A 21,675-nucleotide genomic window follows, 5' to 3' on the forward strand; every position below is an offset into this window, starting at 1 on the left:
GCAGGACTTCAACCTGCCGAAGCTTCGTGACGATCTCTTCCGGCTTGTGTCGTTTGTTGCTCATCGTGGTCCTCCTTCATGGTCAAAACCATAACTCAAGGTGGACCCGTTCAGTGGGGCTGGATCAGTACGGACTGCGGATCTTTGTCGACAGCGATTTTGATGAGGTGATTAAGCGTCTGTAGAAGGTAGCTTTCGACTTCCTTGATCTCAGTCCGCCCTCGAGCCCAGGGCTTCCGAAGCTAAACCGATAATGCCACTCGGCGCTTTATCGGCCGCGTGTGACGCTGCCGCGTCTAGATGGTTGCAAACCTCACTATTGCGGCGACGCGCTGGCCAACTGGCTGTTGGGTCAAAGTCCGAGGAGACAGATACCGGACACTAGCACCGCGATGATGGGCCAGCGCGACCCCGACCGGAGACCTTTGCAAATATGTAAAGTTGGCGTCAAACGCCGTCCAACTGGACCGTGCAGTCTTCTTTTCAGCGCCGGGCGATCCGGCGTTCCGCGGACTCCCACCGCGCAAACGGATCGAAGAAAGGTAAATTCATGTATCGCTTGACGACCATCGCCATCGCCCTGAGCCTCAGCGCCTCGGGCATCGCCGCCGCACAGGAAGCCCCTGTCTACGGGCTCGATTACAACCCACCGGTCGTCCGCACCGGCCACGATTCCAAGCCCAAGCACTACGGCGCTCCCGGACGCCAGGTCCGCGGCGACCATGCCGGCAGCCACGCCGATATCAGCGGTGCGATCGATACCCGCACGACGGCTTCGATCGATACCGGAGTCAACAGCAATCACCAGCCGCACCGTCCGTACGGAAACTACGGTCCTCAGGTGACCGAGTGGGATCTTCGCAGCGGCAGGTAGCCGCGGCGCGCGACCGGTCCCCGCCGCATGGACAGCCTCCTGCGGTGGGACCGGAACCGCTCCCGGCGGGATCGCCCGATCGCTATCAAGATGCGAAGTCTTACAAATCTGTAAGCTTCGCGACAAACAGCCACAAGACGCCTGGTTCAGATTGTCACCGTATCAAGTTGACGTAGCGATCCCTGCCTCGTCAGCCCAGCTGCCCGCCTGCGTGACTGACCTCCGCAGGCGGGATTTTTTCGGGTCGCGACCTCTTTGTGACGCGATCTCGCGAAGCGATGCCGATGGAATTCGCATAGCGGATTTTGCCAGCAAGTTCGCTCTGTTTCCGGCGTCACCGCGCAATCAGCTAATGACGGTCTCGCGACCTCCGTCCGGCGCGGCCAGAGTGTGAAACCCCTTCCGACGGGATCGGAATGCGGGCTCCGCTCCGACAACTTGCTATCTCGATGCCCTGCGCGCCGCCGGCCCTTTGGATACCAGACCCCGCCCGTTTCACCATCCCAACGCCGGGGCGAATGAAGACGCACTTCGGCTTCTCCACCGCAACATTGTGCGCCAGTTCGTCGGCATGTACCGTTGGCAGGGGAATGGGCAGGGGGATGAATTGATGGCGCGACAGTGGACACCGTTGCTCGAGCTGCAGCTGAGGAAGCGTCACGGAGCTGCGTTCCAGGACTTCTTCGGCGACTTCATGGGAACCCTTCATCCGGGCGATTTCATTCGGGTGAAGGCTCACGGACGCCTCGGCGACGGCGGCATGGACGGGTTTCGTCAAAGCGATGCGACGCTCTTCCAGTGTTACGGTGCCATAACGGCCACGTACAGGATCACAAATACGTCTGTGAGAAGCTGGCGGAAGATTTCGAGAAGGCACGCCTCAGCACGCCCGGCATGAAGCGTTGGCTGTTCACCCACAACTTGATCGACATCCCCCATCCCGTCGTGAAGTCGTTTCTCGAGCTCAAATCGACCATCGAGTCCATCGGAATCGAGGCCGGCCTGTTCGGGTACGATAATTTCAGGAGCCTTCTGCCGGGCTTCACCGACGACCAGCTCGAAGATCTCATCGGCGTCGCCGTCTACAGCAAGATCGACACGGAGCGTCTTCCGGAAAACGTGAACCTCATCATCAAGCGGGTGATGGCAAGCATAGATTCATCGGAGGCAAACGTCAGGGACGTTACCATCCCTCCTCGAGACAAGCTCGACTACAACGACGTACCGGCCAGGTGGCGCGCGAACATCACTATGAACCTGGTCCACGCGGACACCGTGAAGGCCATCATCGGTTCCGACGAGCGGGCACCGGACGGTATGCCCCGGTTCATGAAGCATCGCTATCTCGAGTTGAAGGCGCAAGGGTTCGACGCGGGCGCGATACTTGGGTTTCTCCATGAAAAACTGGCCGGCTACATCAACGAGTTCGACGGACGCTACGAGGCGGCGACGGCCATCGTGGCGGCGCTCTTTGAAGCCTGCATCATTTTCGAGGACAAGGAGACGACACTAGAAGCGGAAGCCGTACCGTGATCCTGCCAGACAAGTTCCTTCCCGCCGAGCGGTCGCTGATGTTCATCGGCGGCGAGGCGCTGCGCGAGATCAAGCACGGCCCGCGCACCGTCAGCGAGGTGTGGGAAGGCGTACGCGCGAGCAGGCGCGCCCGCGGCCTCGCGATAGGGTTCGATTGGTTCACGCTCGCCTTGACCTTCCTTTTTGCCGCCGGAATGGTCGAGATCAGGGACGGGCTGCTGCATGTGACCGGGAGCGGTCGAGCATGATCCACGCCATCGGCAGCTCGATAGCAAGCTTCCGGACGCTGGCCTTCGGCCCGGGTCTCAACGTCCTGCTGGCTGACCAGAACCTGGCCTCGTCCGAGACCGACAGCCGCAACAGCCTCGGAAAGTCCAGCGTGGTGGAAATCATCCACTTCCTGCTGGGTAGCACCCCAGCCAGAGGCTCCGTATTCAAGGCGAAGGCGCTCGTGACGGCTTCCTTTTGGGGCGAGTTCACTTTTGCCGGATCGCGGCTTCGCGTGGAGCGGAGGGTAGGGGACCCCGACAAGGTCTTCGTGACCTTCGCCGACGAACCAACGGTGCCGCTCCGGAGCGAAGGCGATCTTATCGAACCTTACGTCGACCTGAGGGACTGGACGGATTGGCTTGGTCACGTCTGCTTCGGCATCCCGACATCGACCACGGGCACGCCGTTCGCCGACGGCGGTCCGAGCTTCCGCAGCCTCTTCGGATACTTCGCCCGACGCCGCGGCGACGACGGCTTCAGCAAACCGCACCGGTTCGCCAGCGTCATTCCCGACGCCGAAGGCCACCTCTCGCTGGCTTACCTCTTCGGACTGGATTGGACGATCGCGCGGGAGTTCGAGCGCCGGAAGCAGGTCTCCAAGGATCTCCAGGCCGAATCCCGTCTGGCGAAGGCACGAAATCCGCAACTCGCCACGCTCGCCGCCGTCACCGCGGAGCTTGTCGTCGCCGAACGCAGGTCAGCCGCGGTCCGGGACGAGCTCAGCCATTTCAAGCTGGAGGAACACTACGCGGACCTTGATCGGGAGGCGTCGGCGACGAAACGCGAAGCCGACCGGTTGAGCAGAAGAGCCGTGGAGATCCGGAACCTCGTCGAGCAGATCGAGACCAGCGTCTCGACCGAACCGGTCTCGAGCCTCGGCGACGTCGAGCGTCTCTATGCGGAGGTCGGTATCCAACTACCTGACAGCGCCCGCCGCGGATTTGAAGAGGTGCAGGCCTTTCACCAGGCTGTCATTTCGAACAGGAGGCATCATCTCGCCCAGGAACTCGAGCGGAACCGCAACCTGCTGGCGGATATCGAGACCGAGCGAAAACGAAACCTGACACGTCGCACGGAGATCATGAACCATCTGTCCGGACGTGGCGCGTTCTCCGATCTTGCAGCCATCCAGCGCCGGCTGGCCGAAGCGGAAAGCCGCGTCGCCACGCTCGAAGGACTGAAAGATACCTTGCAGAGGCTAGAATCGGACAAATCGGAGCAGAAGGTCGAGCGCATCAGCCTGAAGCGGCGTCTCGACTTGGACATGCAGGCGAGGTTTTCGGCCGTCCGGACGGCGACACTGGCGGTCGACGAGGCCCTCATTGCACTTTACGGAACCGAGCGCCCCAAATGGCTGCGGATCGAGAGTACAGAAACAGGACCTCGGTTCACCGTTTCCGTGGCCGGCGACCGCAGCGGCGGAATTTCCAACATGGAAATCTTCGCCATGGACTACGCCTTGTTCAAGGTCACCTCAGAACGCATGGGAGGGCCCGGTTTCCTGGTCCATGACAGCCACTTGTTCGACGGCGTCGATGCCCGACAGGCCGCCGCAGCGATCGAGATCGCAGGGAAGTTCGCCGACGCCGAGGGGCTTCAGTATCTCGTGACGATGAACAGCGACAAGTTCGGCAGCCTGCCGTTTTCGACGGACTACGATGCCCGCTCGAAGGTTCTTCCCGTGGTCCTGGAGGACACCGACGAAGGCGGCCTCTTCGGTTTCCGTTTCGAATAGGCTAAAGGCCAGCTCAACGCCATCGCTCGGCAGTCTGCGACCCCAAGCGTGGCTTGCCGGTCGGCTCAGATAGGCCCGATGCCATGCCCGCCATTTGCTGACGGCCGGACCGAGTTTCCGTCCCCTCCATAATCCATGGAAGCGATAGTGGTTCTGAACTTGGCGAGACGGTTATTGAAATGTTCGCTGCGGCTCGGAGCGCGCTATTCGCGGAGCACGAACATTCCGTCGCCCTTACCTACCATCACGATGCGGGACTGCGGACATACCGTTCCGTAAGGTCTCTCCAAGGGTGCTGCAAGCCTAAGTCACCTTTGGCAATCCCCGCTTGATGCGTAACCGGGATACGCATATATTGTTCGAAAGGAGTATCGCGATGGGCGCTCGGGACAGAGTTAAAAAGTACCGCGAGGTAGGCGGAGCGTCGGATCTGGTGCGCGTGGAAGTGCTGGTTCCTCGCTCGCGTAGAGATGACATTGTCGCGGATGCTGCACGTATGCGCGCGGATTTCCGCGAAAGGAAAGAGCATGTGCGAGAATTGTGCATGAAGGCGACCGAACGATATTCCGTTCGAATATTCGACAATGTCGACTTGGCCCGCATCCCCGGGATCATGAACCAAGCGCCGGTCATCGCGAATGCGCTTTTCGAGAAAGGGGACGCGAGGGCGTTCGTTCTGGGGCGTCGCATCCAAGCGGCGCTGGAGAACTGATCGATGGCCCTCACCGAGTTGCAGAAGGATATCGTCCGCTGCCTAGCTTCGAACAGATCCGAAACCAGCTACATGGCGGGCGGTTTGGTATTGAACCACGAATGGCCCCGCATCTCGGACGACGTGGATATCTTCCATGACACCGACGAGGAGATCGGTGCCGCGGCCGACAAGGACATCGAAACTCTCCGCGACGCCGGATACCGGGTTTCGGTCGAAGTCGAGATCTACGGGTGCGTCGAAGCCACGGTTTCAAAGGACGGGCAGTCCACCGTGATCCAGTGGATGAGCGAGACGAAGACGAGGTTCTTTCCTTTGGTCCGCGACGAAGAATGGGGTTCCCGGCTCCACCAGGCCGATCTCGCCATCAATAAGGTCATCGCCGCATCGTCGCGAACCAAGCCCAGGGATTTCGTTGATCTGGTCACTATCGACAAACGATGGTGTCCTCTCGGCCCGCTTGTCTTGGCGGCGGCCGGAAAGCCGCCGCAATTCTCCCCGCAAAAAATCATCGACGAAATCCGGCGACGCGGCATGTCCGTCGGCAATGAAGGTTATGACTCCGTCAAAGGCCTTCCGAACGAGTGGAACGCTTCCTTGGTGCGGGATATGTTGGACGCCGCGCTCGAGGCGGCGGAGGTCTATATCCTCAAGGTACCGATCGACGCCGTCGGTCTCCTGTCGGTAGACGGAAATGGAACTCCTGTCGAAGTGTCATCCATGGATGACGCTGGCGTCGTCTTCAGGAAGGCGACAGAAGAGCCCGAAGTCATGCCGACATTGGACGACGCGCCGCGAGAATGGAAACCCGGTTGGTAATGCCGGGTCGAACCGAACGCATTCGGCGCTGAGGGCGGCGCGTTGAAATGCGACCCGCCGTTTCAAGCACCTTGAGTACCAAAACCACGACGCATCAATGGCCCCGGCTCCCACTGCATCCCGCGCTCGCTTGCCGAACGCCTCGAGATGCGGGCGAACCCTTTCTGAGCCGCGGGTTCTATCTGTCTGGAACCTGGAAGGTCAGGCCGCTGGCCGCAGCCGCAGGAAAGACGACACGCACGGCCAGACCCGGCGAGCGGTCGGAAAGCACGATATCCGCGCCGTGAAGGTCAGCCACCGCCTTGACGAGGCTAAGCCCGAGGCCCGTGCCTTCGCTCGTTCGGCTTTTGTCGAGACGGTAGAACCGCTTGAAGACCTTCTGGCGCTCTGCTTCCGGAATTCCGGGGCCGTTGTCCGCGACGATCAGGAACGGACGGTTCCGTTCCAGTCCGGACGCAAGGGCGATCCTGGCACCGTACGGGGTGTGGCGGATCGCGTTGGCGAGCAGGTTAGCGCACATCTGCCGCAACAGGTCGTGGTCGCCGGAAATCTCCGAGCCCGACGGGCCGCGTCCGGGCAGCAGGCTCAACTGCTTTCCCGACTCCTCGGCGATCGGCTGATGTATCTCCAGCATTTCCTCCACCAGCGCGTCGAGCCGCACGGGCGCGAAATTCCTGCGCCTGGCTCCAGCCTCGATCTGCGAGATTCTCAGAAGGGCTTCGAACGTCCCCGATATCTGGAGGACCTCGCCCACGGCGGTTTCGAGGACTGCTTTGGCTGTCGCGTCATCAGCGACCTTCTCGATGGCGTCTTCCAGTGTCAGGTAGAGTCTTCCGATGGGCGTCTTCAGATCGTGGGCGATGTCGGTGGTGACCTGCTTCATCGCCGCCACGCTCGTCTCCAGTTGTTCGAGGGCCGAGTTGACGTCTACGGCGAGGAGATCGAGATCGTCCTGGCGGGCCGATACCGGCAGCCGGGTCCCGAGATGCCCCTCGCCGACGAGCTTCATCGTATCCGACAGCACCGCGATGCGCCGGCGCGTCCGGAAGGCCAACAACGCACCGCCGCCCAAACCCGCGCCGAGCACGATCGCCGTGGCCCATCCAAAGCTGACGAGCGCGATCCAGCGCAGCCTGTTGGTGTCGTCGTAGCTGACGCCGACCACAAGTTGCTGGTCCCCCAGCCCGCCGCGGTAGAGCCGGTAATTCGTGCTGGAACCGCCCTCGACCTCTGCGGTGAACGTCGAGAAGCCCGTGGGCACCGCAGGCACCCGGAAATTGCCCGCAATGAACTCCCCTTGCACACCTCGGAGCAGATACAGCGTCTCCTGTCCGCGGATCGCGGGACCGTGGCTACCGATCATCGCCGCCGCGCCATCGATGCCGCGCGCCTCGTAGGCAGACTCGATTTCCCGGTAGCGTTCCATGACGTGGGAATCCAAGCGTTCGTAAAGATAAGCGGCGACCATGTTGTAAGCGACAACGTTACCGCCCGAAAGCGACAGGATGAACAGCAGGACGTAAAGAGCCGCCAAGCGGAACGGCGTGCTGCGTGCCAGCTTACCGAGGCGCATGAAGGCTGTATCCCGTGCTTCTGACGGTATGGATAAGTTGGACCTCAAAGGGCCTGTCGATCTTGGCCCGCAGCCGGCTGACATGGGTTTCCACGACCGTGCTCTGGGGGTCGAAGTTGAAGTTCCATATCCGTTCCAGGAGCATAGTCTTCGTCAGGACCCGACCTTCGTTGCGCATCAGGAATTCCAGAAGGGAAAACTCGCGCGGCAGAAGCTCGACGATCTGACCCGCACGTCTCGCGATGCGACGCACCAGATCGAGTTCCAGGTCAGCCACCCGCAACACGGTCTTCTCCTGAGCCATAGGAGGCCGCCTGCCGAGCGCGTGCAGTCGAGCTAGCAATTCGCTGAATGCGAAAGGCTTGGTCAGGTAATCGTCGGCTCCCGCTTCGAGGCCTTCCACCCGATCCTCGACCCCGCCCAACGCGGTCAGAAGGATAATCGGCAGTTTGCCGCCCGCGGCCCGCAAGCTTTTCACCAGCGACACCCCGTCCAGCCCGGGGATCATCCGGTCGACGATCACAACGTCGTAGGATTCCCGCAGACCCACGGCCAATGCGTCGCGGCCATCGGCCAGGACGTCGGTCACATGGCCGGAAGAGGCGAGGCCGCTGGAAATGTAGTCGCTCGTCCGTTTGTCGTCCTCGACAAGCAATATCCTCATAGTCGATCGCCCCGTTTGCGAACAGCGTCCGCGGTGATGACCTCGCGCGGCCCCCGCCCGAGCGTCCGGGCGTCGGGGAGGCGTATCCGTCAGGTGCGTTGAGATTTTGTTGGCGGCAATGCCGCATATGCGGGTGCACCGCTCCCGCCGGGCGGGAGCGGTGCCACGACGGAAGCGGAGACTACTTCACGTCGGTGATGGTCAGCTTCCCGCGGACGCGGTCCGCGACGAACTCGATGGCGTCTCCAGCACTCAGTCCGTCCAGAATTGCCGGATCGGCGACGTTGAACACCATCGTCATGGCGGGCATGTCGAGGTTCTTCAGCTCCTCGTGGACGACGGTGACCTTTTCCTCGTCGGCCTTGACCTCCTTCACGGTCCCCTTGGTGTATTCCTGGGCGACGGCAGGGACGCTCCAGGCGACGGCGGCGACAGCCGCGGCGATGACGAACTTGGATTTCATTTTTCGTACTCCTTCGTTGCGGTTACTTGGCGGACACTTCGACGGCACCGTGCATGCCGGACTCGTAATGGCCGGGGATCAGGCACGCGAATTCGAACGTGCCCGTGTTCGAGAACGTCCAGACAATCTCGCCGCGCTTGCCCGCTTCGAGGCGGATAGCGTTCGGATCGTCGTGCTCCATCTCCGGAAACTTCATCATCAGTTCCCGGTGTTCCGCGTTCTTTTCCTTCTCGTCGAGCACGAACTCATGGTCGAGTTCGCCCTTGTTCAGGATGCTGAAGCGGACGGTCTGACCCTCCTTCACAGCGAACGAATTGGGCTGGAAAAGCATTTCGCCCTCGTCATTCTCGAACATCGTGACGTTGATCGTGCGTGTCGCCTTCGCCGCGTCGCCCGGTTTGCCGACCGCCATCTCGTCGTGGCCCCCGGAATGGCCCGGCGAGGCAGCGGCGAAGCCGGCGGATATCACCAAGAAGGCGGCGGATGCGATAAGTGTCTTCATCGGTATTGTCTCCTGGTTGTTGTAGGAAGTGCTGGTCGCACGTCAGCCATGGCCGCCGTGCCCTGGAGCAGCAGCCGGTTTCGTCGGCGTCTGCGTCTTCGCGTCCGTCGCGCTCGACGCGGCGGGCAGATCGCCCGTCCACTCGTACGCGACGGTGCCTTCCGGATGCTCGTAGTCGCCCGGATCGGCGTAGTCGTCGGCGGCGATGCCCTCGCGGACTTTCACCACCGAAAACATGCCGCCCATTTCGATCGCCCCGAACTGACCCCATCCCGTCATCATCGGGATGGTGTTGTCGGGCAGCGGCATCGACATTTCGGCCATGTCGGCCATGCCGGCGGTGCCCATCGGCATGTATTCCGGCTGCAGGCGGCGGATCATCGGCGTGACGCGCGACTTGTCGACGCCGATGAAGGTCGGGACGTCATGTCCCATGGCGTTCATCGTGTGGTGCGACTTGTGACAGTGGATCGCCCAGTCGCCCTCGTAGACCGCGTCGAATTCGTAGGCGCGCATCGCGCCGACGGGTATGTCGATCGACACTTCCGGCCAGCGCGCCTCCGGCCTTGTCCAGCCGCCGTCCGTGCACGTGACCTCGAAGTCGTAGCCGTGCATGTGGATCGGGTGGTTGGTCATCGTCAGGTTCCCGACCCGCACCCGCACCCGGTCGTTCTTCGAAACGACCAAAGGATCGATGTCGGGAAAGATCCGGCTGTTCCAACACCACATGTTGAAGTCCGTCATCTCCATGACCCTGGGGACATAGGAACCCGGCTCGATGTCGAACGCGTTGAGCAGGAAGACGAAGTCGCGGTCGACCCGCATGAACTGCGGGTCCTTCGGATGGATGACGAAAAAGCCCATCATGCCCATCGCCATCTGCACCATTTCGTCCCCGTGCGGGTGGTACATGAACGTCCCGCTCTTCACGAGATCGAACTCGTAGACGAAGGTCTTGCCCGCCGGGATGGGCGGCTGCGTGAGACCCGCCACCCCGTCCATGCCGCAGGGAAGGATCATGCCGTGCCAATGGATGGTCGTGTGTTCCGGCAGCTTGTTGGTGACGAAAATGCGGACCCGGTCGCCTTCGACAGCCTCGATCGTCGGCCCAGGCGATTGGCCGTTATAGCCCCAAAGATAGGCGATCATGCCTTCGCCCATCTCGCGCTCGACGGGTTCGGCGACGAGATGGAACTCCTTGACGCCGTTGTTCATCCGGTGTGGCAACGTCCATCCGTTGAGGGTGACGACCGGCTGGTAGTCCGGACCCGAGGTCGGGACCAGGGGCGGCTGCGTCGAGGCGCTTTCCATCGTCGGCGCGTCGGGCAGGCCCATGGCCGAAGTCTTGGTCCAGGCGGCGGCCCCGACGATGGTCGCGCCGGCACCGAGCAACTGTCTGCGATTAAGCATCGTAATATCCTTTCTCAGTGTCCGGCCGCTTCGCCAGCGTCGGCGACCGCGGCCGCTTCTCCGCCGCCGCCGGTCGCGCCGCCGGACCGGCCCCCGTAGATGGTCGGCGCGAGATTGGCCTCCGCGAGCCAGAAATCACGCTTGGCATCGACGGAAAGCAGGACGGAGTCGATCTTGGCCCGGGTGTCGGCCAGCAATTCGAAGGTGCTGGTGATCATGCCGTTGTAGGTCAGCAGGGCTTCTTCCTCGATCGTCGTGCGGAGGGGCAGGACGTTGTTCCTGTAGTGGCGGGCGATATCGTAGGTCGACTTGTACTCGTCATAGGCCGTGCGGGCTTCGGACCGGACGTTGACCGCCTTCTCGGCTAGGCGGTTGGCTGCCCCCATATATTCGAGTTCTGCGCGCCGCATCCGAGCCTTGCCGCTATCGAAAATCGGGATGGCAAATTCGACCTCTAGATCCAAATTCGGGGTCACGGAGATATCGCGGTCGCCGTCCTCAATTTCGCCCTCGACTTCCAGTCCCGCCACCAGGGCGATGTCGGTTTCATACCTCGTGGCTTCGGTTAGCCCGTACTGCTTCGCCAGCGCCTCGAGATCCAAGGCAGCCGCCTTCAGATCGGCCCGGTGGCCCAAGGCGTCGGTTTCGATAGTCTCGACCCGGGCGAGCGTCTTCGGCAACGAGGGCAGCTGGTTCGGTACCTCGTATTCGATGTCCGACCCCCAAAGTCCCATAAGGCGGGTGAGCTCGGCCTTGGCGGTTCGGGCGGCAAGTCTCGCGCGCGCTGTTTCGCCCGCCAGCTCCGCGTTGAAGACGTGCTCCCGAGCTTGGCCGGACTTGTTGAGCGCCCCGCTTTCGCCGAGCCTGGCTGCCAGTTCCGACGCGGCGTCGGCCGCCGCCCGGGCTTGATTCAGATATGCGACTCGCTCCCAGGCAGAGGCGGCCTCGATCCATGCGCGCCTCGTCTCGGCGGCCAGCGACAACGTCGCCACCGCAGCGTCGAGTTGCGCCTTGCGAAAGCGCGTGTCGGCGATGTCGATGCGCCGGTCCCGCGTGACGAGCGCGAAAATGTTGTTGACGATCATCCCTTCGAGCGCGCGGAAGGCACCGAGCTCCGGCGATCCGATTCCCAGCACTCCGATCGAAGCCGTCGGGTTGACGAACATCGTTTCCTGCCAAGCATCGGTCGCCGACAGCCCGAGTTCCGCATAGGCGGCCTGCAGGCCCCTGTTGTTCAGGAGGGCGACCTGAACGGCGGTATCAGCGCCGACGGTCTTGCCTTGAACCATGCCCCGAACCTGGGAGGTGATCGCATCGGCCGTCTGTCTGTCCTGGACCCATACGGCATTTTTGCCGGTCGCCACCCGGGTTGCCGCCTGAACCGTTCCGAACCCCGCGAGTGATTCGCCGTACAAGGCCTCTTGCGCAGTCGCCGCACACCCGCCGATGAAGAGCGGTAGCGCCAAGATCGAAGCGTTTCTCGCAATGCGGTTCATTGGCCGCCTCCCGGCCGTTGGGCATCGTTCTGCTGCCGCCAAGGGCGCGGCTCGACGGGGACCCGATGCGTGTAGGCACCGATCGGGTTGTGATGATGGAGGCGGCTCGCCTCATAGGGCAGTGCGGGCGAACGCGTCGGTGTGACGTCGGCCGGCAATGTCGCCGCGCAGCCGCCCACGAATAGCGGTAGCGCGACCATCGAAACGGTCTTGTTCATGTGAATTACCTGATCTTTGAATTCGACGAGCGCCGACCGCTGGCGGATTCCCGGCGGTCACGGCCTCAAAAGGCTGAATTCAGGTCAGGCGTTTGGAGGACGATGCGGCAGAACCCACTCGCCGGGCCCGACGTCAGCGTCGAGCACGTCATGCGAGACACTCACCGGCTCCCGCGATGCCAATGCGTAGGTGGGAACGATGCAAGCGACGCCCATGCAGAACAGGTCACAGCACTTGTCGGCCAACTTGACCGGACCGGATCCTGCCTCTGAGTCGGTTGCGGCTTCGGCTTCGGGATGATGCTCGTGCGCGGCCGCCTCGTGGCCGCCGGCGTCCATAGACATGGCGGCATGGTGGTCTGGACTTGCGGACGGGCCGCCCGCTGATGCGGCCTGGGCGTACGGACCGACCAGAAGCACGAACGCGACCAGCAACTTCGTTGCAAGCCGTAGGACGCGTGTCGATATCCAGCGCGATTCATCCATGTTCTGATGCTATGCGCGAAGCCCCGTTGATGGTCAAGTGCACGGTTCTTTACAATTTTGTAAGCTGGGCGACCGCAAGGGGGCCGCCCGCCTCCGGCGGCGAACTAAACCGTTGCCGCCGGGGCTCGGTCATGGTGAACATGACAACATACATGACGATGAGGCTGAGGGCCATGTTGACCCCAAGCATCAGGTAGGGCCGTGAGTGGCCGGAATGGCCCTTGGAATGCGAATCGTTGTGCATGTTGCCTGTTCTCCGTAGCTCAGTGGCCAAGGCCCATGCCCATTGGCTTCAAAAGCATCCATACCGCCATGGCGACCATCATCAGGTTCTCCGTCAGCGAGACGAAGCCGAGCGGAACATTGCTGTCGCCGCCGACGCAGGCGCACTTCAATTCCCGCTTGTCGACATAGACGGCCTTGAATACGGAAACCGCGCCAATCGTGCCGATGAACAAGGCAACCGGGATCGATAGCCACATCAGCGCTCCCGCGATCATCAACACGCCTGCCAGCCCTTCGGCGAACGGATAGACATAGGCGTAGCGGACCCAGCGTTGCGCCAGAAGGTCGTAGTTGAGAAACATGGTCGCAAAGCCGTCGACGTCCTTCAGCTTCTGTAGCGCGAGAAGACACATGGCGATGGCGATAAACCACTCGCCCGCAGCGACGGTGAACAGGTTGCCGAACGCCGCCCAGCTCGCCGCCAAGGCCATCAAGGCGGCCATAGCGAACAGGGCGATGACCGGTTTGTAGGTGACCGCGTCTTTGTCCTTCGTCTCCTTGCCGAAATAGGCGCGCAGATCATCATATCCGCCGACGCGCACTCCCTCGATGAAGGTCTGCGGCGTCGTATCCACACCATGTTTGGCCTTGAACGCGTCGATCTCGTCGCGGGAGGTCAACTGGTGATCCTCGACCTCGTAACCTTCGCGCTTCAGGAGGTCGAGCGTCTTCAAACCCCACGGACAGGTATGTTCCGGAGTGACCATGCGATATAGGTCCGCTCGTTTCGTTCGTCTGACATCCATTGCCATTCCCTTCCTTGTACGAGATTGGCCGAAGCTGCGACTTTCCCAAACGAACGTTTCCGATCCCGGCCGCAATTTCGTGCCGACTGCGCCCTTCATTCCACGCCGACCGGAGCGCCAGGTTGGGCGCTGCCGTGAACGGCATGTCCTGGCGCAGCGTCGGGCCCCATAGGCTCGCCGATCTGGCTCTGGGCGTAGGCGAGGCCTGCGGCTGCAACGAGGGAGGCCGCGATGAAGATGGGGGTCAACTTGTCCATCGCGCCCTTCGTCAAAATGGTTGGGCCGGGTAACCGGCGTCGGCCAATGCGCGTTCGATCGCGGGGCCGCTGGCCGTGGTCTCGATCTTTACGGTCCTGGCCGCCGTGTCGGCCTCAACACTGGCTGCCGGATCCATCGCTGTGACGGTTGCCGTCACAGTCTTCACGCACCCGCCGCAGGCCATCTTCTCGATCTTGAACTGCATGTCGGTCTCCTTTTTTTTTCCTCGACTAAGAAGGTTTATGCGGCTTCCCGCCGCTGGAAGGTCAACAGACGTCCGGCAAGAAAAGTCGCCATTCGTGATGAAAAAAGTGTCGGCCGGAATGAACGCTTGACCTTCCAGCGGCGGGAAGCGCCATCGTTGCCCAAAATGAACTCCACCCAAGGAGAAGCAGTCGTGAATGCTCCGTTCCGCAACAACCAATCCTCGTCGACCATTTCGCTTGATGTGGAAGGCATGAGCTGCGCGTCCTGCGTGGGCAGGGTCGAGCAGGCCTTATCGAAAGTCCCGGGCGTCGAGAATGTTTCCGTCAATCTCGCGACCGAGAAAGCGACAATCCGCGGAACGAACCTCGACCGGAACGCGCTTGCAAAAGCCGTCGAAGCTGCAGGCTATGCTGTGACAGCCGAACAATCAGTGTCCATGGCAATCGAAGGCATGAGCTGCGCCTCGTGCGTCGGAGCCGTCGAAAGAGCACTGCTGCAGGTTCCCGGCGTTACGGACGCATCAGTCAATCTCGCGACGGAACGGGCAACGATCGCCGGCTCGGCGGACATACGTGACGTCAAGGCTGCCGTAGCGGCTGCCGGCTACGAAGCGCGGGCCATCGACGAGGCCGGAACGGCGGGTGAAGCCGTCGGCGAGCGAAAGGACGAGGAGCGCCGCGAATTGCGGCGCGATCTGACGCTCGCGGCCTTGCTCACGTTGCCCGTCTTCATCCTCGAAATGGGATCGCATCTCATACCGGCATTCCATGCGCTGATCGCCAATTCGATCGGTATGCAGGCAAGCTGGTACATCCAGTGTGCGCTCACCACCCTCGTCCTGTTCGTGCCTGGCATCCGCTTCTACCGGAAAGGCTTTCCCGCCCTGCTGCGCGCGACACCCGACATGAATTCGCTGGTCGCCGTCGGCACGATCGCCGCCTATGGCTATTCGCTCGTCGCGACCTTCGCACCCGCCTTGCTGCCCGAAGGCACCATCAACGTCTACTACGAAGCGGCCGCGGTGATCGTGACGCTGATCCTTCTCGGCCGCTATCTCGAGGCGCGGGCAAAGGGCCGGACGTCCGAAGCGATCAAGCGGCTCGTCGGATTGCAAGCGAAGACCGCGCGCGTGCGCCGCGGGGACACGACGGTCGAACTGCCGATCGCGGAAGTCGCAGCCGGGGACGTCATCGACGTTCGTCCCGGCGAGCGCATTCCGGTCGACGGCGAACTCGTCGAAGGCGAGAGTTATGTCGACGAATCCATGATCACGGGTGAACCTGTTCCGGTCGCCAAGTCCCCCGGCGGCGCAGTCACCGGCGGCACCGTCAACCAGAAGGGCGCGTTCGCGTTTCGTGCGACCGCCGTCGGCAGCAAGACCGTGCTCGCGCAGATCATCCGCATGGTCGAGGAGGCGCAGGGGTCGAAACTGCCGATCCAGGCTCTGGTCGACAGGATCACGATGTGGTTTGTCCCCGCAGTGATGGCCGTCGCGGTCCTGACCTTCGCGGTCTGGCTGGTCTTCGGCCCGTCGCCTGCATTGACCTTCGCGCTCGTCAATGCGGTCGCCGTCCTCATCATCGCCTGTCCCTGCGCCATGGGGCTTGCCACGCCGACATCGATCATGGTCGGCACCGGCCGCGGCGCGGAAATGGGCGTGCTCTTCCGCAAGGGCGAGGCCCTGCAGTCGCTGAAGGATGCTCGCGTGGTCGCCTTCGACAAGACCGGGACGCTGACCGAGGGCAAGCCGACGCTCACCGATTTCGAGACGGCGGACGGATTCGACCGCTCCACGGTTCTGGGGCTCGTGGCAGCGGTGGAATCGAAGTCGGAACATCCGATCGCGGGTGCGATCGTCGACGCAGCGCAGGCGGAGGGCATCGCGCTCCCCGAAATCGAGTCCTTCGAATCGGTGACGGGCCTGGGCGTTCGCGGTGTGTCCGACAGCGTGCGGATCGAAGTCGGTGCGGACAGGTTCATGGCAAAGATCGGCGTCGACATGTCCGGCTTCCGCGACATGGCGGACCGGCTCGCGGCCGAGGGCAAGACGCCGCTTTATGCAGCGGTGGGCGGCAGACCGGCTGCCGTCGTCGCAGTCGCTGATCCGATCAAGCCGGCGACGCCCGACGCGATTGCCGCGCTTCATCGTCTCGGCCTCAAGGTGGCGATGGTCACCGGCGACAATGCGCGTACGGCGCAGGCGATCGCCGACCGCCTCGGCATCGACGACGTCGTCTCGGAAGTGCTCCCCGACGGCAAGGTCGAGGCGATCCGCCGCCTCAAGCGCGAGCATGGCGCGGTTGCGTTCGTCGGTGACGGAATCAACGACGCTCCGGCGCTCGCCGAAGCCGATGTAGGTCTGGCTATCGGAACGGGAACCGATATTGCGATCGAGGCGGCCGATGTGGTCCTGATGTCCGGAAGCCTTCACTCCATCCCCAACGGCATCGCCCTGTCGAAAGCGACGATCGGCAACATCCGGCAGAACCTGTTCTGGGCTTTCGCCTACAACACAGCGCTGATCCCGGTCGCAGCGGGCATCCTGTACCCCGCGTTCGGAATCCTCCTGTCACCTGTCCTCGCGGCCGGAGCGATGGCCCTTTCGAGCGTCTTCGTTCTCGCAAACGCGCTGCGCCTGAGGCGATTCACCTCGGCGGTGGAATGAAATGAATGCGTACAAGTTAAAAAATGCCGGAGGAACGAGACGACCATGATGATGGACAGCAGCATGACGTGGGGTATGGGGCTTTGGGGCCTTCTCGTATTGGCGATCCTCGTGCTCGTAGTAGCGGCCCTCGTTAAATACGTGTTCTTCAAATAAGCCGCTCCAGTCGCACGGTCGTTCATCTAACAATCGTCTGGAAGGCGATCAGGACCAGAATGATCCCGGCGAGCGCTTCGACTGCGCACCCCGTCCTGTCGAGCAACCTTGGGCGCGAGGCGATCAGGGCGGCAATTCCTTGCCGGAAGACGATCGTCGCCAGCGTAACCACTGAAAGCGTCGTCGCGACGCCGAGCATCATCATCGACGCGAAGGCCAATCCCGCCTCCGTGACGCCGCGCTGGATCGCGAAGATCATGACAAACAGCGTAAGCGGACAGGGAATGAGCCCCGCGAGGAAGCCCACGAGCGCCCCCCTGTTTTTGCCGAGGCCATTGAGCTGGCCACGCAATGCGCGCCAGATCATCCACAGGCCGATCAAGCCAAGGAGCCCACGGCTGACATTTTCCATGGCAGGCGCGCGGCCGACGCTGCCCAATGCGATCGAGACGAGCGGAAGCGATAATACGGCGATGATGACGGCTATCAGGACATGGGTGAACGACAGCGTAAGCGAGACCATGAGGCCGCGCGCGACCGACAGAGACACCCGGCCAGGTAGGTAGCGAGGATCGCCTTGCTGTGGCCAGGCGTCAGCGCATGGACCGCTCCAAAGATGATCGCCATCGGCAGGAAGGTGGCGAGTTCGAACCATCCACCACCCGCGGCGAACGCCCGGATCGTGTCCGCGAAGGTCAGGTAGATGTCGCGCTGGATTTCGACCAGGCCTTGCATGAAAGCCGTCATAAGCGCCGGTCGGTGCTCATGGACGGGCGTTCGGCCAGGAGGCGTGCAAGTCGTCGATTACGAACGGATGGGCATGGCGGTGCCGCCCATCCGAATTCCCTTCTTTCCAATGCGGATGCGACGAGGGAAGAGCCTCGTGGCTGTGTTCGATGATCTCGGGATCGGCCGAGGGCCATAGATTGATTGCTGCGAGCGTGCCCGCCGTGGCGGTGATCGTCAGCAACATGGCTGTTGCCGACAAACCGAAGCTCGCGCCCGCCCATCCCGCGAGTGGATAGGTGACCAGCCAGCAGGCGTGCGACAGGGCGAACTGGGCGGCGAACAGCGCCGGACGGTCCTCGGCATGGGATGAACGGCGCAGCAGCCGTCCAGAAGGCGTCTGCGCAAGGGAATAGCCGACACCGACGACGAACCAAACAATGAGCAGCATTTCGTAGGATTCGATGGCGGCCGCAGCCAGCGTTGCGACGGCGAGGATGCCCGCTCCCGCGAGCATCACCGGCCGGTCGGGCAATCTGTCGAGAAGCCGGGGCAGCGCCAGCGCGACAACCATCGAACCGCCGCCGAAGGCCGCGAGCGCCATCGCCGTCTCGCTCTGGCCAAGGCCGAAGACGGCCTGGACGTAGACGACCGTGTTGACGATGACGACCGCGCCGGCGGCGGCGACAGCCATGTTGATCGCCAGCAGCCCGCGCAGACGCGGCGTCGCGAGATAGATGCGGATACCGCGCGTCGTGCGGTCGTAAATGCCGCGCCGGGCGCTCGGCTTCGGGGTCGGCAAGACGACCGTCAGCACCAGCGCGGCCGAAACGAGGAAGCCGACGACCGTCCCGGCGAACAGGCTGTGGAAACTGATGACCGTCAAAAGCGCAGCCGCGATCATCGGGCTGACGAGGCTTTCGAGGTCGTATGCGAGCCGCGATAGCGACAGCGCCCGCGTATACTCCTTCTCGTCCGGAAGCACATCCGGGATCGTCGCCTGGAAGGTCGGCGTGAACGCGGCCGATGCCGATTGCAGCGCGAAGATCAAGACATAGACCTGCCAAATCTCCGTGACGAACGGCAGGAGCACCGCGACGCCTGCCCGGACAATGTCGAGCGCCACGAGCGTCTCACGCCGTGGCAGCCGCTCGGCGAAGGCGGCGGCAATAGGCGCGACGCCGACATAGGCCACCATCTTGATCGCCAGCGCCGTCCCGAGAACCGCCCCGGCGTTCTCGCCCGCCAACTCAAAGGCGAGCAGGCCGAGCGCAACCGTCGCCAATCCCGTTCCCAGGAGCGCGATGATCTGCGCCAGGAACAGGTGACGGTAGGTGCGGTTCGCAAGGACGTGCAGCATGTCGGACCTTTGACGGATATCTTTCCGATAATCGAAGCCAATATCGTGGCCATTCTACGGGGCAACGGCCTTCATCTCGCCCCAGAATCGGGAGAAAGGTTTCATTAACCACCGAGGGGTATCGCTGGCATCATGATTGGCCGTCTGCAAAGCGTCGCGTTGCGCGTCGTCATCGCCTGCGCGATGGCGGTGTCGCTGCTGCTCGCGCCGACCGGGGGGTCATCCTCTCACGACCCGCACGCACTCGCGCAGATCGAAGCCGAGCGTCATCTGGAACTGGCAGCCGAAATCGCCGAGCACGGTCACTCGCATGACGATGGCTGGGACAGCGAGAGCAAGTCCGGTCACCTGCATGGTCATAACGCTGCCGATCACCTGCACGACACGCCAACCTATCCGCCGTCCGTGGCCACGCTCTTCGTCCGGACAAGCGACGCCTGGCGCATTAGCGCCTTTCCCGAATCCTTGCCCGTCCGAATCTTCGAATTGGACCGTCCGCCGCGTGCTTGAGTGACCGCTGCCCCTGGATCAGGGGCGACGTTCCTTCTCAACACGGACACCATTTTCATGAGACGACCACCATCTGCGGTGGGCAGCCGGACGCTTGGCGCGTTCGCTCCCCATCTCACGTCCGGGCTGCTTGCGCTCGGCATGATCCTCGCCTTCGCATCCTCCGCCTTCGCCCATGCGGTGACGGCGGGCGATCAGGGCTACATCCAGGAAATCAGCGGGGTGAATATCATCCCGTTCATCTATCTGGGGGCCAAGCACATGGTCACCGGCTACGACCACATCCTGTTCCTGCTTGGCGTGATCTTCTTCCTCTACCGGATGCAGCACATCGCCATCTACGTGACGCTGTTCGCCATCGGTCACTCCACGACCATGCTGCTCGGCGTCTATTTCAACATCGGCATCAACAGCTACATCATCGACGCCATCATCGGCCTGTCGGTCGTCTACAAGGCGCTCGACAACATGGGAGCCTACCAGCGCTGGTTCGGCTTCCAGCCGAACACCAAGGCCGCGACCCTTATCTTCGGTCTGTTCCACGGCTTCGGCCTGTCGACCAAGATTCTCGAATACGACATCGCGCCGGACGGCCTCGTGCCGAACCTGCTCGCCTTCAATGTCGGCGTCGAGATCGGCCAGCTTCTGGCGCTCGGCGCGATCCTGATCGTCATGGGCTTCTGGCGGAAGAGCGCGACCTTCTTCCGTCACGCCTACACGGCCAACGTTGCGATGATGGCCGCCGGCTTCCTCCTCTTCGGCTACCAGGTAGCCGGCTACTTCGTTTCCTGAATTTCCCTAAAGGACCTCACATGTACAACACCGACATGCCCACCCGCGCCGAACTTCCCTCGACCGCCAAGCTGCTCCGCTCGACCGGAATCGCCATCGTGACCGCAGGCGCACTCCTCGTCGCCGTCGTTCTCCCGTCCGAATATGGGATCGACCCGACCGGGATCGGTTCCGCCCTGAACCTGACGGAGATGGGCGAGATCAAGATGCAGCTTGCCGAGGAGGCGGAAGCCGACGCGGCAATGGACGCCGCCGCCAGCGCAATCCCGGCCGCGACGTCCACTAGCACGACGCCCGCGCCCGCGGCGTCCGGCACTCCGGCACCGATGGTCGCTCCAGTCGCGCCGCCCGCTCCTCCGGCACCGCCGGCCCCCGAGCGTCAGTCCAGCCTATGGGGGACCATCGGCGCACTGATCATATCGCCCGCTGCCGCGCAGGAGCAGCGCCAGGACGAAATGACGATCACTCTTGCTCCCGGCGAGGGAGCCGAGATCAAGCTGACGATGGTGGAAGGCGAGATCGCGGCCTTTGCCTGGGTCGTGTCCGAAGGCGGTGCCGTCAACTACGACACCCATGGTGACGGCGGCGGCCAGAATATCAGCTACGAAAAGGGCCGCGGCGTTTCCGCTGATGAAGGCCAGTTGCAGGCCGCCTTCACAGGCAAGCACGGCTGGTTCTGGCGGAACCGCGGCGATGCGCCGGTGTCGCTGACGATTCGCACAAGCGGGACCTATACGGCGATCCAGCGGCTGGTGTAGTTGTCACAGGCGGGGTGCCGCAAGGCGCGTCATCCCGCCTCCAACGTCCGCTTTCAGGAGAGGCTCAGCAGCCAGCCTTTGTCGGCAATGGGGTCGTGTGTTGCCAAATTTCGGGCAATGCGCTCCGCGTGCGCCTGAATGACTCATACGAAATGGTTTACGGACAGACGGCTTCTAGCCGGTGGTGGCCAAGGTTGCCAAGGACGGCTACGTGGTGATCTGCGGTCGATAGCGGCGAAGGCGTCATCCCGGCGTTCCATAGGATATACGGCCGTGCCTGCTGGAGACAGCGAAAGCGTTCCGACGAGTTCGAGGCGGACTAACAGCGTCACCCTACTCGTCAACCAACCGCTGATTTTTTGTTGGAACCGGGATAGACGGTTTCGAATTTGATGAATATCATCGCCACAGATCGCGGTGAACGTGATTGACATGCGTTTTTTTTGTGATATCGCGT

24 protein-coding genes and 1 pseudogene are annotated in these 21,675 nt (G+C 62.5%); 11 read left to right on the plus strand and 14 right to left on the minus strand.

Features of this window, described 5'->3' with window-relative positions:
* The 7 genes from GTK01_RS06560 to GTK01_RS06590 all read left to right on the plus strand — a co-directional run.
* Positions 1 to 185, plus strand: a 185-nt coding sequence (locus GTK01_RS06560) for a hypothetical protein (protein WP_252925075.1), incomplete at its 5' end; no start/stop codon positions are given.
* Between the two features lie 365 nt (positions 186 to 550).
* The gene (locus GTK01_RS06565) at positions 551 to 874 is read left to right on the plus strand and encodes a hypothetical protein (RefSeq protein ID WP_252925076.1); all 324 of its coding nucleotides are present in this window, start codon (positions 551 to 553) and stop codon (positions 872 to 874) included.
* Between the two features lie 894 nt (positions 875 to 1,768).
* Complete coding sequence (locus tag GTK01_RS06570) at positions 1,769 to 2,407, plus strand: ABC-three component system protein (protein WP_252925077.1); 639 nt, start codon at positions 1,769 to 1,771, stop codon at positions 2,405 to 2,407.
* Entirely contained in the window at positions 2,404 to 2,655 is a 252-nt protein-coding gene (locus GTK01_RS06575) for an ABC-three component system middle component 6 (RefSeq protein WP_252925078.1), read from the plus strand. The genes GTK01_RS06570 and GTK01_RS06575 overlap by 4 nt, the downstream gene beginning before the upstream one ends.
* Positions 2,652 to 4,412 (plus strand): ABC-three component system protein, encoded by a 1,761-nt coding sequence (locus GTK01_RS06580; protein ID WP_252925079.1) that lies wholly within the window; start codon positions 2,652 to 2,654, stop codon positions 4,410 to 4,412. Before GTK01_RS06575 ends, GTK01_RS06580 begins: the two co-directional genes overlap by 4 nt.
* A 376-nt stretch (positions 4,413 to 4,788) precedes the next feature.
* The gene (locus tag GTK01_RS06585) at positions 4,789 to 5,124 is read left to right on the plus strand and encodes a hypothetical protein (RefSeq protein ID WP_252925080.1); all 336 of its coding nucleotides are present in this window, start codon (positions 4,789 to 4,791) and stop codon (positions 5,122 to 5,124) included.
* Between the two features lie 3 nt (positions 5,125 to 5,127).
* Positions 5,128 to 5,943: a hypothetical protein gene (locus GTK01_RS06590; protein WP_252925081.1), complete on the plus strand. Its 816-nt coding sequence runs from the start codon at positions 5,128 to 5,130 to the stop codon at positions 5,941 to 5,943.
* A gap of 178 nt (positions 5,944 to 6,121) precedes the next feature.
* Here the strand turns inward: GTK01_RS06590 and GTK01_RS06595 are convergent, their stop codons facing one another.
* The 12 genes from GTK01_RS06595 to GTK01_RS06650 all read right to left on the minus strand — a co-directional run bounded on the left by GTK01_RS06595 (position 6,122) and on the right by GTK01_RS06650 (position 14,249).
* On the minus strand, positions 6,122 to 7,516 hold the full coding sequence (locus GTK01_RS06595) for a HAMP domain-containing sensor histidine kinase (RefSeq protein ID WP_252925082.1): 1,395 nt from the start codon (positions 7,514 to 7,516) through the stop codon (positions 6,122 to 6,124).
* Entirely contained in the window at positions 7,503 to 8,180 is a 678-nt protein-coding gene (locus GTK01_RS06600; protein WP_252925083.1) for a response regulator transcription factor, read from the minus strand. Before GTK01_RS06600 ends, GTK01_RS06595 begins: the two co-directional genes overlap by 14 nt.
* A 181-nt stretch (positions 8,181 to 8,361) precedes the next feature.
* Complete coding sequence (locus GTK01_RS06605) at positions 8,362 to 8,643, minus strand: copper-binding protein (protein WP_252925084.1); 282 nt, start codon at positions 8,641 to 8,643, stop codon at positions 8,362 to 8,364.
* A 22-nt stretch (positions 8,644 to 8,665) separates the two neighbouring features.
* Positions 8,666 to 9,145 (minus strand): plastocyanin/azurin family copper-binding protein, encoded by a 480-nt coding sequence (locus GTK01_RS06610; RefSeq protein WP_252925085.1) that lies wholly within the window; start codon positions 9,143 to 9,145, stop codon positions 8,666 to 8,668.
* A gap of 42 nt (positions 9,146 to 9,187) precedes the next feature.
* Positions 9,188 to 10,555 (minus strand): multicopper oxidase family protein, encoded by a 1,368-nt coding sequence (locus GTK01_RS06615; RefSeq protein WP_252925086.1) that lies wholly within the window; start codon positions 10,553 to 10,555, stop codon positions 9,188 to 9,190.
* Between the two features lie 14 nt (positions 10,556 to 10,569).
* Positions 10,570 to 12,051 carry a TolC family protein gene (locus GTK01_RS06620; RefSeq protein ID WP_252925352.1) on the minus strand — a complete coding sequence of 494 codons (1,482 nt, stop codon included), beginning with the start codon at positions 12,049 to 12,051 and terminating at the stop codon, positions 10,570 to 10,572.
* Positions 12,048 to 12,269, minus strand: a complete 222-nt coding sequence (locus GTK01_RS06625) for a hypothetical protein (protein WP_252925087.1) — start codon at positions 12,267 to 12,269, stop codon at positions 12,048 to 12,050. Before GTK01_RS06625 ends, GTK01_RS06620 begins: the two co-directional genes overlap by 4 nt.
* Positions 12,270 to 12,353: 84 nt before the next feature.
* Complete coding sequence (locus tag GTK01_RS06630; protein WP_252925088.1) at positions 12,354 to 12,755, minus strand: hypothetical protein; 402 nt, start codon at positions 12,753 to 12,755, stop codon at positions 12,354 to 12,356.
* 49 nt (positions 12,756 to 12,804) lie between these two features.
* A complete protein-coding gene (locus tag GTK01_RS06635; protein WP_252925089.1) occupies positions 12,805 to 12,999 on the minus strand; it encodes a hypothetical protein in 195 nt (64 codons plus the stop codon).
* A 19-nt stretch (positions 13,000 to 13,018) separates the two neighbouring features.
* Positions 13,019 to 13,747, minus strand: coding sequence for a glutaredoxin (locus GTK01_RS06640; RefSeq protein ID WP_252925090.1), 729 nt, complete (start codon positions 13,745 to 13,747; stop codon positions 13,019 to 13,021).
* A 134-nt stretch (positions 13,748 to 13,881) separates the two neighbouring features.
* Entirely contained in the window at positions 13,882 to 14,043 is a 162-nt protein-coding gene (locus GTK01_RS06645; protein ID WP_252925091.1) for a hypothetical protein, read from the minus strand.
* 11 nt (positions 14,044 to 14,054) lie between these two features.
* Positions 14,055 to 14,249 (minus strand): heavy-metal-associated domain-containing protein, encoded by a 195-nt coding sequence (locus GTK01_RS06650; protein WP_252925092.1) that lies wholly within the window; start codon positions 14,247 to 14,249, stop codon positions 14,055 to 14,057.
* Positions 14,250 to 14,441: 192 nt separating this feature from the next.
* On the opposite strand from GTK01_RS06650, the gene GTK01_RS06655 reads away from it, so the two are divergent.
* Positions 14,442 to 16,916 (plus strand): heavy metal translocating P-type ATPase, encoded by a 2,475-nt coding sequence (locus tag GTK01_RS06655; RefSeq protein ID WP_371924285.1) that lies wholly within the window; start codon positions 14,442 to 14,444, stop codon positions 16,914 to 16,916.
* Positions 16,917 to 17,094: 178 nt separating this feature from the next.
* Here the strand turns inward: GTK01_RS06655 and GTK01_RS06660 are convergent.
* Positions 17,095 to 17,807, minus strand: a pseudogene (locus GTK01_RS06660) (ABC transporter permease).
* Between the two features lie 28 nt (positions 17,808 to 17,835).
* Positions 17,836 to 19,158 carry an MFS transporter gene (locus GTK01_RS06665; RefSeq protein ID WP_252925093.1) on the minus strand — a complete coding sequence of 441 codons (1,323 nt, stop codon included), beginning with the start codon at positions 19,156 to 19,158 and terminating at the stop codon, positions 17,836 to 17,838.
* A 159-nt stretch (positions 19,159 to 19,317) separates the two neighbouring features.
* Between GTK01_RS06665 and GTK01_RS06670 the strand changes: the two genes are divergently transcribed.
* Genes GTK01_RS06670 through GTK01_RS06680 form a run of 3 tightly spaced genes read left to right on the plus strand, consistent with a single transcriptional unit; the run spans position 19,318 to position 21,218 of the window.
* Positions 19,318 to 19,668 carry a hypothetical protein gene (locus tag GTK01_RS06670; protein ID WP_252925094.1) on the plus strand — a complete coding sequence of 117 codons (351 nt, stop codon included), beginning with the start codon at positions 19,318 to 19,320 and terminating at the stop codon, positions 19,666 to 19,668.
* 57 nt (positions 19,669 to 19,725) lie between these two features.
* On the plus strand, positions 19,726 to 20,460 hold the full coding sequence (locus GTK01_RS06675) for a HupE/UreJ family protein (RefSeq protein ID WP_252925095.1): 735 nt from the start codon (positions 19,726 to 19,728) through the stop codon (positions 20,458 to 20,460).
* A gap of 20 nt (positions 20,461 to 20,480) precedes the next feature.
* Positions 20,481 to 21,218 (plus strand): hypothetical protein, encoded by a 738-nt coding sequence (locus tag GTK01_RS06680; protein ID WP_252925096.1) that lies wholly within the window; start codon positions 20,481 to 20,483, stop codon positions 21,216 to 21,218.
* Positions 21,219 to 21,675 lie beyond the last annotated feature (457 nt).

Source organism: Aliihoeflea sp. 40Bstr573 (genome assembly GCF_024105655.1).
Lineage (GTDB): Bacteria > Pseudomonadota > Alphaproteobacteria > Rhizobiales > Rhizobiaceae > Aliihoeflea.